This is a genomic window from Curtobacterium sp. NPDC098951 (assembly GCF_044759965.1).
Classification (GTDB): Bacteria; Actinomycetota; Actinomycetes; order Actinomycetales; family Microbacteriaceae; genus Curtobacterium.
This window is the reverse complement of record NZ_JBIWAG010000006.1, coordinates 167,813-180,718: the sequence shown is the minus strand read 5'-3', so window position 1 is coordinate 180,718 and position 12,906 is coordinate 167,813. Positions and strand designations below refer to the sequence as shown.

13 protein-coding genes are annotated in these 12,906 nt (G+C 72.2%); 5 read left to right on the top strand and 8 right to left on the bottom strand.

The window, feature by feature from the left end:
* Positions 1–107 precede the first annotated feature (107 nt).
* Positions 108–431, top strand: a complete 324-nt coding sequence (locus ACIQUC_RS15940) for a hypothetical protein (RefSeq protein WP_022907826.1) — start codon at positions 108–110, stop codon at positions 429–431.
* 73 nt (positions 432–504) lie between these two features.
* Here ACIQUC_RS15940 and ACIQUC_RS15935 read toward each other — a convergent pair whose 3' ends face one another.
* Positions 505–1,416: an SDR family oxidoreductase gene (locus ACIQUC_RS15935; RefSeq protein WP_402268886.1), complete on the bottom strand. Its 912-nt coding sequence runs from the start codon at positions 1,414–1,416 to the stop codon at positions 505–507.
* A gap of 194 nt (positions 1,417–1,610) precedes the next feature.
* Between ACIQUC_RS15935 and ACIQUC_RS15930 the strand changes: the two genes are divergently transcribed.
* Positions 1,611–2,384, top strand: coding sequence for a hypothetical protein (locus tag ACIQUC_RS15930; protein ID WP_402268884.1), 774 nt, complete (start codon positions 1,611–1,613; stop codon positions 2,382–2,384).
* A 9-nt stretch (positions 2,385–2,393) separates the two neighbouring features.
* Here ACIQUC_RS15930 and ACIQUC_RS15925 read toward each other — a convergent pair whose 3' ends face one another.
* Together ACIQUC_RS15925 and ACIQUC_RS15920 are read right to left on the bottom strand one after the other, a co-directional pair.
* Positions 2,394–3,176 (bottom strand): endonuclease/exonuclease/phosphatase family protein, encoded by a 783-nt coding sequence (locus tag ACIQUC_RS15925; protein ID WP_402268882.1) that lies wholly within the window; start codon positions 3,174–3,176, stop codon positions 2,394–2,396.
* Between the two features lie 25 nt (positions 3,177–3,201).
* Complete coding sequence (locus ACIQUC_RS15920; protein WP_022907821.1) at positions 3,202–3,762, bottom strand: sigma-70 family RNA polymerase sigma factor; 561 nt, start codon at positions 3,760–3,762, stop codon at positions 3,202–3,204.
* A gap of 48 nt (positions 3,763–3,810) precedes the next feature.
* Between ACIQUC_RS15920 and ACIQUC_RS15915 the strand changes: the two genes are divergently transcribed.
* Positions 3,811–4,458 carry a TetR/AcrR family transcriptional regulator gene (locus ACIQUC_RS15915; RefSeq protein ID WP_402268881.1) on the top strand — a complete coding sequence of 216 codons (648 nt, stop codon included), beginning with the start codon at positions 3,811–3,813 and terminating at the stop codon, positions 4,456–4,458.
* Here ACIQUC_RS15915 and ACIQUC_RS15910 read toward each other — a convergent pair.
* From ACIQUC_RS15910 to ACIQUC_RS15900, 3 genes are all read right to left on the bottom strand, one after another.
* Positions 4,451–5,971, bottom strand: coding sequence for an LCP family protein (locus ACIQUC_RS15910; RefSeq protein WP_022907819.1), 1,521 nt, complete (start codon positions 5,969–5,971; stop codon positions 4,451–4,453). The two genes, ACIQUC_RS15915 and ACIQUC_RS15910, sit on opposite strands and share 8 nt — an antisense overlap.
* Before the next feature lie 174 nt (positions 5,972–6,145).
* The gene (locus ACIQUC_RS15905) at positions 6,146–6,796 is read right to left on the bottom strand and encodes a GntR family transcriptional regulator (protein WP_022907818.1); all 651 of its coding nucleotides are present in this window, start codon (positions 6,794–6,796) and stop codon (positions 6,146–6,148) included.
* A 12-nt stretch (positions 6,797–6,808) separates the two neighbouring features.
* Entirely contained in the window at positions 6,809–8,935 is a 2,127-nt protein-coding gene (locus ACIQUC_RS15900) for an MMPL family transporter (RefSeq protein ID WP_402268877.1), read from the bottom strand.
* Between the two features lie 76 nt (positions 8,936–9,011).
* Here ACIQUC_RS15900 and ACIQUC_RS15895 point away from each other — a divergent pair, with 76 nt between their 5' ends.
* Positions 9,012–9,419 carry a MarR family winged helix-turn-helix transcriptional regulator gene (locus tag ACIQUC_RS15895; RefSeq protein ID WP_402268875.1) on the top strand — a complete coding sequence of 136 codons (408 nt, stop codon included), beginning with the start codon at positions 9,012–9,014 and terminating at the stop codon, positions 9,417–9,419.
* 219 nt (positions 9,420–9,638) lie between these two features.
* Positions 9,639–10,595 carry an LCP family protein gene (locus tag ACIQUC_RS15890; RefSeq protein ID WP_402268872.1) on the top strand — a complete coding sequence of 319 codons (957 nt, stop codon included), beginning with the start codon at positions 9,639–9,641 and terminating at the stop codon, positions 10,593–10,595.
* A gap of 145 nt (positions 10,596–10,740) precedes the next feature.
* Here the strand turns inward: ACIQUC_RS15890 and ACIQUC_RS15885 are convergent, their stop codons facing one another.
* Positions 10,741–11,418, bottom strand: coding sequence for a transglycosylase family protein (locus ACIQUC_RS15885; protein ID WP_402268869.1), 678 nt, complete (start codon positions 11,416–11,418; stop codon positions 10,741–10,743).
* A gap of 333 nt (positions 11,419–11,751) precedes the next feature.
* Positions 11,752–12,903: a 23S rRNA (uracil(747)-C(5))-methyltransferase RlmC gene (rlmC, locus tag ACIQUC_RS15880; protein WP_402268866.1), complete on the bottom strand. Its 1,152-nt coding sequence runs from the start codon at positions 12,901–12,903 to the stop codon at positions 11,752–11,754.
* Positions 12,904–12,906: the final 3 nt, after the last annotated feature.

The following is a 12,906-nucleotide window of genomic DNA, read 5'->3' as shown; positions in this document are numbered from 1 at the left end:
AACGGAGTTCGGGGGACAACAGCATCCCCGGTCCGGGTGTCGGCATGTCGGGGGACAAGCGATGCGGTTCGCAGCGCGTTCGCGGTCATCCGTGTGACGATGCCGTCATGACCCCGAACGACCCCACCGCGCAGGGACTGGCGACCATGGCCTCGGCCGGCTTCGAGTTCGGCGGCGACCCGGATCAGGTCGCCCACGACGTCCGGACCATGTGGGAGCAGCTCGGGCGGCCGACCGGCGCGTTCGACGCCGCGGCCCGGGCGATCGCCGCGCTCCCGCAGCGCCCCGAGGTCCCGATCGCCGACCAGGCCCGGCGCCGCGCGTTCGAACGGGCCGTCGGCATCAACCCGGTCGAGGTCGAGCTGGCCGCGGCGCTGTCCGCGCGCGAACTGCTCGAGCGTCTGGCGCGCACCTGCACTGCGCCGTGCTGACGACCGGTTGACGGAAGGACGGGAGGGACGGTGCCAGCTGGCACCGCCCCTCCCGTCCGCTGTCCGCCCACCGCTACGGCGTCGGCATGCCCCCGTCGACGTGCAGCGTCTCGCCCACGACGTAGGACGATTCGCCGCTCGCCAGGAACACGTACGCCGGCGCGAGCTCGGCGGGCTGGCCCCAACGGCCGAGGTAGGTCTGCTCGCCGGCAGAGGGCAGGGCCTCCGGCGGCTGCCCACCGGCGGGCTGGAGCGGGGTCCAGATGGGACCGGGAGCCACCGCGTTGACGCGGATGCCCTTCGGCGCGAGCTGCGCGGCGAGTCCCTTCGCCAGGTTGTTCACGGTCGCCTTCGTCGCGGCGTAGTGCACCAGGTGCGGCGACGGTGCGTACGCCTGGATCGAGGTCGTGTTGATGATCGTGGAGCCCGGCTGCAGGTGCGGCACCGCGGCCTTCGTGATCCGGAAGGTCGCGTAGGCGTTCGTCTTGAACGTCTCGTCGAACTCCTCGTCCGAGATCTTCGTGATGTCGTCGACGTTCTGCTGCTTGCCGGCGTTGTTCACGAGGATGTCGAGCCCGCCGAGCTGCTCGACGGCGTCGGCGACGAGCTGCTCGCAGACCTCGAGCGAGGTGATGTCACCGGGCAGCGCGACGGCCTTGCGACCTGCCGCCTCGACGAGGGCGATGATGCGGTCGGCGTCCTCCTGCTCCTCCGGGAGGTACGAGATCGCGACGTCGGCACCCTCGCGGGCGTAGGCGATGGCCACGGCCGCGCCGATGCCCGAGTCGCCGCCGGTGATGAGCGCCTTGCGCCCCGCGAGCCGACCGGCGCCGCGGTAGGTCTGCTCGCCGTGGTCGGCGGGGACGTTCTCCGCCATCTCCTGGTCGGTGCCGGCACCCTCGAGGTACTGCTCGTCCGGCTTCTTGTCGGCGTACATCTTCGTCGGGTCCTGCATGCTGTACTGGTCGATCTGCTGGTCCGTCATGTGGCCGACGGTACGCACCCGTCGCCGCTCCACCGCCCAGCCGGCTGTCCCCCGGCCCCTCCGACGGTGCGCGCCACCGGACCCCGGTCCGGGACCGTGACGCGTCACCGACGAATGTCACGGTCCGGTGACGGCCCGGCTCCGATTCGGTAACACCCGTCGTCCAGGACGGTCCGGCGTCGTACCGTCGAGTGGTGACCTTCCGGACCGTGCTGGCGCTGAGCGCCGCCGTGCTCGCCTTCTCGGCCGGCACGGTCGCCGTCGACGGCACGGTCGGCACCGGGACCGACCGGGTCACCGCCGCCGAACTCGGCCCGGGTCCGGTCCCCCACGAGACCCCGAGGGTCACGACCGCGAAGCTCAAGCGCGTCGACTCGATCGAGCTCGACGCCGAGTCGCTCGTGTTCCGACGCGGCGACAAGATCGTCACCGAGGCGTCGATGCGCGACGCCCGCACCATGGTCGGGCTCCTGAACCGCCTGCTCGGCACCCCGTCGCGTACGCAGACGGCCGAGGGTGTCGGCGGCGCCTGCTTCCCGTCCGGGACGACCTACACCTGGGGCGGCGCCGTCCGCGTGGCCGCGCTCACGACACCGGCTGCCGCCGGCAACGCGGTCGAGATCCGGGTCCTGCGGGACAGCGTGCGCTCCCGCACCGGCGACGAGGTCGAGCTGCACGGGCCGGGCGGCGTCCAGGTCGGCGACGACCTCCGCGCCGCGATCGAGGACGCACCGTCGACCGACCGCATGTCCCTCGGTTCCGACGACGCCCGCGCGTACCAGCTGCTCCTCGAACCCGGGTGGGCCCCGGAGCACGACGAGTCCGACCGCTCGGATGACGGCGACGCGGACGCCGACGACGACACCGCGGCCGGCCTCGGCACGAACGGCGTCTCCGCCCTGACCGACGACACCACCGTCACGGTGCTCGGATCACCGATGCCGGTGCACGCCAAGCGCTCCTGCTGACGGGCGCGGTCAGATCCGCAGCGTCGCCACCACCGGGAAGTGGTCGCTCGCGAACCACGTCTCCGGGCCGTCGTGGTCGATGACGACGCGGTCGACCCCGGCGATCCCCCGCGTGTAGACCCAGTCGATGCGCTCGCCCGAGTCCACCGGCGGCTCCCAGTCGTTGAACGTGGCCGTCCGGTCGGTGGGGTCCCCGCCGACGAGCCAGGCGTCCTCGAACCCGGCTGACTCGAGCACCCGTGACGCGGCACCCGCTCCCGCGGGCTCGTTGCAGTCCCCGGCGACCACGACCGGGCCCTCCGCCGTGCTGAGGCGCTCGACGAGGAGCGCGGTGCTCCGTGCCCGGACGTCGTCGCCGTGCGGACCGACCTCGTGGTCGAGGTGCGTCGTCAGGAGCGTGAAGGCCTCGCCCTCGGCATCGAGGAACCGCGCGTGGTTCGCCACGCGGGGGAACACGCTGCCCCAGGTGTTCGACACCGGCTCGTCCGGGGTGTCCGACAGCCAGAAGGTGCCCTCGTCGACGGGCCGGAGCCGACTGCGTCGGAAGAAGACGGCCGCGTGCTCGCCGGCGGTGCCGCCCTCGCGTCCCTGACCGACGTCGCCGTGGTCGGGGAGCCCGGCCCGGAGGTCGTCCATCTGGTGCGCGAAGGCCTCCTGCACGCACACGATGTCGGGGTCGTGCCGCCGGATCACGTCGAGCAGGACGGGCAGTCGAGCGGGCCAGTCGTGGGCGGGATCGGGGTTCTTGACGTTGTAGGTCATCAGGGTGATCGGACGCGCTGCGTTGCTCACCCGTCGAACCTACCCACCGCCGGACTCAGGGCACCAGGACCCGCCGCAGCGCGACGACCCCGTCACGCGCGCGGGTCTTCGCCGTGCCGACCGGCACGCCGAGTCGCTCGGCCAGCTCGGGCCCGGACATCCCGACCAGGTGCCGCAGGACGACTGCTTCGCGCTGACGACCGGGGAGCGCGGCGACGGCACGGTGCAGTGCCACCCGGTCGAGGACGCTCTCGGCCCGCTCGACGCTCGCGTGGTCGACGAGTTCCGTGTCCCGCGCACCGATCCGTCGGTCGCGGTCGCGGTCCGCCCGGCTCTTCCGGACGCGGTCGATCGCCCGGCGGTGCGCGATCGTCCGGATCCACGCGATCGCCGTGTGCGCCGGGTCGAACCGGTCGGCGATCTGCCAGAGCTCGAGGAACACGTCCTGGACGACCTCCTCCGCTTGCCACGGGTCCACCAGCTGGTGACGGACGTACCGTTCGACGAGCGGCCGGAAGCGCTGGTGCAGCCGGGTGAAGGCGTCACGGTCCCCAGCCGCGACGGCGAGGAGCAGCGCGCGTTCTTCGTCGCGCTCGGCGAGCAGGTCGTCGTCCACCCCCTGAATGTCACGTACGGCAGATGTACTTGCAAGTACACTCTGGGCATGCGCCGGTCACCCGCCCAGCTGCCCGCTCGCCGCACGACGCCGAAGGGCCTGGCGACCCGGCGGCGGATCGTCGACGCGGCGGCCGGACTCATGCTGACGCGCGGCATCGCGGGCACGACGCTCGACGACATCGGCGCAGCCGCCACCGTCGGACGGTCGCAGCTGTACCACTACTTCGTCGACAAGCAGGAGCTCGTGCGCGACGTCGTCCGGCAGCAGACCGACGCGATCATCGCCCGCCAGGGCCTGGACGACGAGGACCTCACGACCTTCGACGCGTGGCAGCGCTGGCGCGACCGGACGGTGCGGGGTGCCGAGGCGGGCGGCTGCGTCGGTGGCTGCCCGCTCGGGACGCTCGGCTCCGAGGTCGCCGAGCGGGACACCGACACCCGGGACCTCGTGGCCGCCGGGTTCGCCCGCTGGGAGCAGGCGTTCCGCGACGGCCTCGGCACGATGCGCGACCGCGGCCTGCTCGACCCCGACGCCGATCCCGCGGCGCTCGCGACGGCCGTGCTGGTCGCGCTCCAGGGCGGCCTGCTCCTGGCGCAGGTCCAGCGCGACGTCCGACCGCTCGCGATCGGACTGGACACGGCTCTCGAGGCGATCGGCCGGCACGCGGCCGGGGCCGGGGCCGGCGTCAGTTGATGCAGACGCCTTCCTTGCCGTAGCTCTTCACGTCGGTCGACGACGGCTTCGGCTCGGAGGACGCGGACTTCGTGGCGGCGGGCTTCGACGCCGTCGACCCGGCCTCGGACGAGCCGGAGCCGGCCGCCGGGCTCGAGGCACTGCTGCCGGCCGCGGGGACCGGGGTCACCGTCTTGCCGTCCGAGCCGAGCACCAGCGTCACGCCGGTCACCGCGCTCGTCCGGACCGCGACAGCGCCGGGGACGACGTTCACGACCGCCTTGGCCTGCTTCTCGAGGCCCGCCGGGTACTGCACCTGCGTGGCCTTCGTGAGGTCGGACGACCCGGGGGTCCCGACCTGGAAGCCGCGCGCCGTGAGGACCGTCCCGGCGGCGCTGGCCGCGCCGGTGACGCCGCTGCCGTTCAGCACGGTCACCGAGGTCGCCGCGGGCTGCGCGCGGCCCGCCTTGGTGTACTCCTCGGGCTCGCCGACGAGGTTCTGCACGAAGGCGGGCAGGCCGACCGTGTCCACCTCGACGATGGAGAGCGGTGCCCCGTTCACCGTGATCGTCGGGGTGCCGAGGGTCGGGATGGTCGCCGACTGGATGTTCCCCGGACGCAGGTTCCGCATCTGGGACGCCAGGTTGATCAGGTCGGTGTCGGTCTGGATCGAGCCGCCGACGGCCTTGAGGATGTTGCCCATCTTGATCGGGTTGAGCAGCGTCCCGGCGGAGAGCACCTTGCGGGCCTCCTGCGACAGGAAGTACTGCTGCCGGACGTTGCGGTCGAGGTCGCCGTTCGGCAGGCCGTGCCGCTGCCGGACGAAGGACAGCGCCTGCTTCGCGTCGAGGGTCGAGTTCCCCTTCGGCAGGTTCACGCCCGAGTACGGGTCGTTGACGGCGTTGTTGAGGCAGACGTCGACCGGACCGAGCTCCTTGACCACCTGGTAGAAGCCGAGCAACGAGACGCGCACGTAGTGGTCGATCGTCAGGCCGCTGAGGTTCTGGATCGTCTTGATGAGCAGCTTCGCACCGCCGGTGTCGCCACCGCCGTTGAGCGTGCCGTAGTAGAACGCGCTGTTGAGCTTGCCCTTGCCGACACCAGGGATGTCGACGTAGGAGTCGCGCGGGAACGAGATCATCGTCGCCTGCGATCCGTCGGCGTTGATGTGCAGGACGATCATCGTGTCGGTGTTCGTCGCGCCGCCGTCGGACGTCGTGCTCAGCTCCGCCATCTCCTCGGGCGTCGCGTTGTCCGGCCGGTGGTCGTCGCCGACCAGCAGGATGTTCTGCGCCTGGCCGTCGACGTCGTCCTTCTTCGTGGTGCTGCCGGTGATCGCGTTGATCTTCGTGACGCCGTTCGACAGCGATCCGTAGGCGTACGCGGCGTAGCCGCCACCGAGTGCGAGGCCCATGGTGAGCACACCCGCGATCGCGGGGAGCACCACCCCGCCGCGTCGCTTCTGGCGGCCGTGCCGCGGAGGCGTGAAGCCGCGGCGGCCGCGACCGATCGTCTGCTCGGGCTCGTTCGTCACCCGCAAACCATAACGGGCGGATGCTCTCCGAACATCAAACCTGCCTGGCAGGTCGCCGCGATCCCGCCGTCGCGCACTGACGGACCCGCGCACTGACGGACGGGAGGCGCGGTGCCGGCTGGCACCGCGCCTCCCGTCCGTCAGGTGGTCGCGTCCCGCGTCACCCGTCCCGCGTCAGGCGCGGGACGGGAGCAGGTGGATCGCCTCCATGGCGAGCTCGGCGGCGATCGGGTCCTTCGCGGTGACCGCGGCCTTGAGCTTCTCGAGCTCGGGCAGCACCACCTCGGCCGGGATCAGCTCGGCGAGCTCCGGCACCCGCAGCTTGAACGCGAGTCCGTCCGTCGTCGACCGGCAGAGCTGCTCGAGCGACGGGTTGCCGCAGTGATCGGCCCACAGCGCGTAGATGTCGGCGCCGTGGTGCGCGACGTCCCCCTGCCGCTGCGCCTCGACCTGCGCCGTCACGTCGTCGAGGGTCTTCACGACCTTCTTGCGCTGTGCGTCGGTGAACCGCGGCGTCGCGAGCCGGGCGACGCCGCCGTAGATGACGCCGAGCGTCCGGTACGCGTCGAGGAGCTCGTCCTTGGACGGCGCGGCGACCCGGGTGTACCGGTTCGGGGCCATCTCGATGAGTCCGGCGCGGGCGAGCTCGGCGAGGGCCTCGCGGATGGGGGTGCGGGAGACACCGAGCCACGCGATGAGGTCGTCGTCGTTGAGCCGTTCCCCGGGCTCCAGCGTGCCGTCCATGATCGCGTCCCGGATCTTGTCCTGCACGGTGTCGCGGAGGAGCTTCCGCTCGGCGGCGGGCTGCGTCGAAGGAACTGGCATGCGCCCAGCGTGTCACATGTGATGGGCCGCACGCGACAGGCGCGACGGCCACCAGGCCCGGCGTCCGAGGTCGTACGCGAGCGCCGGGACGAGCAGCGACCGGACCACGATCGTGTCGAGCAGCACCCCGAACGCGACCACGAACGCGATCTGCACGAGGAAGAGGATTGGGATGACGCCGAGCGCAGCGAAGGTCGCCGCGAGCACCACCCCGGCCGAGGTGATCACCCCGCCGGTGACGCCGAGTCCGCGCAGCACGCCCTCTCGCGGGCCGTGCTTGAGGGCCTCCTCGCGCACGCGGGTCATGAGGAAGATGTTGTAGTCCACGCCGAGCGCCACGAGGAACACGAACGAGTACAGCGGGACGCTCGGGTCGGCCCCGGGGAAGTGGAAGACGTGGTCGAAGACGAGGGCACCCACCCCGAGCGCCGCGGCGAACGACACGATCACGCTGCCGATGAGCACGAGCGGCGCCACGATGCTCCGGAGCAGCAGCATCAGGATGAGCAGGATGACCGCGAGCACGACCGGGATGATCAGGGTGCGGTCACGGATGCCGGTGTCGTTCGTGTCGACCGCGGTGGCCGTCGCACCCCCCACGATCGCGTCGGGGTCCACCCGCTCGACCGCCGTCCGGAGGTCGCGCACGGTCTGCTCGGCCGCGTCGGAGTCGGCCGGGTCGGACAGCGTCGCCTCGAGCAGGACGTCGCCGCGGGAGACGGTCGGGGTCGCACCGGCGGTGACGCCCTGGTTGCCGCTCGTCGCCACGGGGACGGTGCCGGACGGGGAGTCCTTCGCCGCCGCCACGACGCTGTCCACGCCGTCGACGCCGGTGATCGCGGCGGCGAGCGCGTCGGTCTCCGACGCGGCGCCGATGACCTGCGCCGGGCTGCCGGAACCGCCCGGGAAGTGGTCGGCGAGGACGTCCTGGCCGTCCCGCGCCTGCGAGCTGCCGATGACGAGGTCACTCTGCGGGACCCCGTCGGCCTCGAGCCCGATGAGGCCGCTGCCCATCGCGAGGAGCCCGACCGTGCACACGATCCAGACCACCCGGGAGCGTCGACCGACGAGCCGGCCCACCCGTGCCCAGATCCCGCGGGCGTCGGGCCCGGTCAGGGCGGGGTGCGCGCTGCCGTACTTCGGCCGGAGGGGCCAGAAGGCCGCACGCCGGAACGCCAGCAGGAGCGCGGGCAGCAGCGTGAGCGCCGCGAGGAGGCTGAACGCGATGCCGATGGCCGCGACGGGACCGAGCGCCTTGTTCGAGTTGAGGTCCGAGAGGAGCAGGCAGAGCACGCCGACGATCACGGTGCCGCCCGACGCCAGGATCGGTTCGAGGCTGCCCCGCAGCGCGGCCTTCGTCGCGTCCCACCCCGTGCGGTGGTCGCGGAGCGCCTCGCGGAAGCGCGCGGTGTAGAGGAGCGCGTAGTCGGTCGCCGCACCGATCACGAGGATCGACAGGATCCCCTGCACCTGGCCGTTCACCGTCACGATGTCGGCCTTGGCGAGCCACCACACGACGAGGATCGAGGCGCACAGGGCGAAGGTCGCGGTGCCGAGCACGAGGATCGGCAGGAGGGGTGAGCGGTAGACGACGATGAGGATCACGAAGACCGCGGCGAGCGCCACACCCAGCAGCAGGCCGTCGATGCCGGCGAACGCCTCGGTCAGGTCGGCGGTGAACCCGGCCGGTCCGGTGACGTAGCCCCGTACCCCGGACGGCAGGGCGTCCTCGACGTCGGCACGCACCGCCTCGACCGCGGTGCCGGTGTCGGCGTCCTGCGTGAGCGTCGCGACGATCTCGACCGCGTCGCCGTCCTCGCTGGGGATCACCGGGCTGACACCCTGCACGTCGTCGCGGTCCCCGAGTCGCTCCGCCAGGGTCGCGGCGGCACGCTGGTCCGCCGCGGTGAGGCCGCCGTCGCGTTCGAGCACGACGATCGCCGGGGCGCCGGACGCCTGCCGGAACTCCGACGCACGCTCCTGCACCCTGGTCGCGTCCGCCGACGCCGGCAGGAACGACGTCTGGTCGTTCGTGGACACCTCGGAGATCTTGCCGAAGAACGGACCGCCGACGGAGGCGATCGCGAGCCAGACCACGATGACGAGCGCGGGGAGGACGATGCGGATGAAGCGGGACACGACCGTGAGCGTACTCCGATCGTCAGCATGCTGACTACCAGGCAGCGTGCACCACCCGCTTCCGTAGACTCGGGACATGGACGAGACCCCCGACGCATGGCCGCTCGGGCGTCTCCTCTCCGCTGCGGCCCGTGCGATCGAGCGGGACTGGGACGAGCGGCTCCGCGCGATCGGGCTCCCGCACGCGGCGCTCATCGCGATCGACATCCTGCTGCGGACCGGCCCGACCGGCGCGGACACCCTCGCCCGGACCGCTCGCGTGCAGCCGCAGACGATGTCCAGGACGCTCGAGCGGATGGAGCGCGACGGCCTGGTGGAGCGCTCGGCGCACCCCGAGGACCGACGACGCCGGATCGTCACCGTGACGGACCGCGGGCGCGAGGCCTGGGAGACCGCACGACACATCGAGCGCGACGTCCTACCCGACGACACGGCACTCCGGGGTGCCCTGACGTCACTGCTCGCGAAGCACCGCCCGAACTGAACACCTAGCGGTTGATATTCCACATACGGTAGACTCGTGGGGTCGGTCACCCGATCGACCCGACCCACGGGAGCACCGATGTCCGAGCACCGAACCCCCGAACGCCGAGCAGACGGGCGCCGAGCAGACGGGCGCCGAGCAGACGGGCGCCGAGCAGCCGAAGGTCGCGTTGACGGGCGCAGAGCACGGCGGCAGCAGCGTCGGAGGCGTCCGCTGCTCGTGGCCCTCCTCGGCGCCGCCGGGGTCCTCGTCGCCGTCGCCACCGTCGCAGCCGTCGTCGCCGGGCTCTTCGTCGGCGGGCTCGTCCGGAGCTACGACGCCGGCAAGGACGTCCTGGACGACCCGTTCCCGACCGGGGCGCGACCGGCCCCGACCGACGGCGCCGAGAACATCCTGCTCATCGGCTCGGACTCCCGGCAGTCCACGACCACCGGTGCCGACCGCGGACGCGGCGGACGCTCGGACACCCTGATGCTCGCCCACGTCCCGGCCGACCGGAAGGGCGTGTACCTCATGTCGATCATGCGCGACTCGTGGGTCGAGGTCCCCGGCCACGGCACCGCGAAGATCAACGCGGCCTACTCCTGGGGCGGGGTCCCGCTGACGGTGCAGACCGTCGAACGACTGCTCGACGTGCGCATCGACCACGTCGCCGAGATCGACTTCGCGGGCTTCGCGGGCATGACCGACGCGCTCGGCGGGGTGACGGTGCAGTCGCGGACCGCGTTCTCGACGACCGGGCACACGTTCGCGGCGGGGGCGAACCACCTCGACGGCGAGGCAGCCCTGGCGTTCGTCCGCGAGCGGCACGCGTTCGCCGACGCCGACCACACCCGGGTCCGGAACCAGCAGGCGTTCATGCGCGGGATCGTCGACGGGCTCCTCTCGCGGGACACCGTCACGAACCCGGCGCGGGTGCAGGACTTCGTGCGGGCGACGAGCGAGTACCTCTCGGTGGACCGCGGCCTGACCTTCGGCACGATGGTCGACCTCGGCTGGTCCCTGCGCGGGATGCGCCCGTCGGACCTCCGGACGTTCACGATGCCGACGGCGGGCGGCGGGACCTCGGCGGACGGGCAGTCCTACGTCGCGGTGAACACCATCGCCGTGCAGTCGCTCTCCCAGGCGCTCCGGTCCGACGACGTCGCCGGCTGGCTGGCCGACGAACCGCAGTAGCAGCCACATCCGCACGGGCGCGCGCACACGCGCGGGCGCCCGTGCCCGCACAGGCGCCCGCACCCGCGCCCGCGCCCGCGCCCGCGGACAGCAGGACGCCCGGTGACCACACGGTCACCGGGCGTCCTGTCGATCGGAGGAACGATCAGGCGGGGAGCTGGAGCTCCTGGCCGGCGTAGATCAGGTTCGCGTCGTCGATGGTCGACGTGTTCGCAGCCCACAGCTCGTTCCAGCCGCCGTCGATCTTCAGCTTCGTCGCGATGCTGTCGAGGGTCTCGCCGGATACGACCGTGTAGGTCTTGCCACTGGTCTTCACGGGGGCCGGCTTGCTCGGGGCAGCCGGGGCAGCCGGAGCGGCCTTCGTCGCGGGCGCGGTCGCCTGCTGCTGCGGCGCGGCCTGCGTCGCCGGGGCCTGCTGCTGGGGTGCGGCCTGCTGCGTCGGCGCGGCCGTGGCAGCGGCCTGCGGAGCGGCGCCGGTCGTGCCGCTCAGCCCGAGCTTCGCGGAGCAGGCGGGCCATGCGCCCCAGCCCTGCGAGGCGAGGACGCGCTCGGCGACGGCGATCTGCGCGGAACGGCTCGCAGCGGCCGGGTTGCCCGAGCCGCCGTTCGCCTGCCAGGTGCCGAGCGAGAACTGGAGGCCGCCGTAGTAGCCGTTGCCGGTGTTGATCGCCCAGTTGCCGCCGGACTCGCACTGCGCGAGGGCGTCCCAGGTCGAGCCGGATGCTGCGTTCGCGGGCGCCGCCGCGAGGCCGACACCCGTCGCGGCGATGCCTGCGAAGGCGAGGCCACCGACGATGGTGCGGGTACGAGAAAGCTTCTTCATGGTTGATTGCTCCACCGGGACCACGGATCGAGAGCCGATCGCCACTGCCCGTCCCGACCGATCGCGGTCGTTTCGTGGGGTGCGCCTCCGGGGGCAGTGGTCTCGTGCCGGGGCGCCTGGTCGGCCACCATAGGAAACTCTGCACCGTTATCAAACCGAGACAAACGGTTCTACCCATCGGTGCTGGGTCTCGCGAGGAGGAACCTGTACGCCGCGATGCCCATGGGCATGGTCATCGCCTCGGACCCGGTGCCACGACCTTGGCAATTCCCTGGCAATGCCGGTCTGGAGGCACGTGGCGGCGTCGAGCCGCGCCTCCTGTCCGTCGATCGGTCACGCTCGGGACAGCAGCGTCACCGCTTCGAGGTGGCCCGTCTGCGGGAACATGTCGAGCACCCGCGCACGCCGGAGACCGAACGACGGCATCCGCGCGAGGTCCTTCGCCAGTGTCACCGGGTTGCAGCTCGAGTAGACGACGTGTTGGACCTCGGACTCCTCGAGCCAGGTCGACAGCGCCGTACCGATCCCCCGGCGGGGCGGGTTCACGACGACGAGCTCGGGCACGGTGTCGGGGCGGGCACGGAGTGCGTGCTCGGTCGCGTCGTCGGCGGCGAAGCGCACGTCCTCGAGGCCGGCGTCCCGCGCGGACTGCTTCGCGGACCGGACGGCCTCGTGGCTGGTCTCGATCCCGGTCACCGCGCGTCCGGGCCGTGCGGCGTGCAGGGCGAACCCGCCGACGCCGCAGTAGAGGTCCCACATGGACGCCGGAGCAGCCTCGTCGATCCACGCCGACGCCTGGGCGTACAGCTCGGTGGCCACGTGCGTGTTCGTCTGGAAGAAGCTCTGCGGGCGCAGGTGCATCGTGACGTCCCCGAGCCGCATCGACAGCGTCTGCCGCTCGGTGAGGACGATCTCGCGCTCGCCCTCGGTCACGGCCTTGTGCTCCGGCAGCAGGTTGGCGGTCACGACGACCGCGTTCGGCAGCACCCGGTGCAGCGCGTCGAGGTGCTGCCGGAGCCGTGGCAGCTGCCCCTCGGAGCGGAGGACGAACCGCACCATGAGCTCGCCGTCGGGCGACTCCGTCACGAGCACGAACTTCAGCTCACCGCGGCGGGACGGGACGTCGTAGGGGATGAGCCCGGCGTCCGCGACGAACGCGGCGAGGATCGGCAGCGCGTGCTGGATCCCCGGCGTGCAGATGCCGCAGTGCCGCAGGTCGACCCCGCGCTGCCGGTGGTCGAGGATGCCGACGGTCGGCCGCTGGACCGTCCCGCCGACGACCATCTTCGCCTTGTTGCGGTAGGCCGACTCCGGGCTGGTGATCGCCGGCAGCCACTCCACCGCCCCCGGGCCGCCGACGGCCTCGACCGCGTCGTGCAGGAGCTCACGCGTGCGGAGTTCCTTGTCGAGGACCTGCTCGGTGTAGGGCTGCCCCATGAGCGTGCACGAGCGGCACACCCCGCGGTCGAAGTAGTCGCACTGCATGGC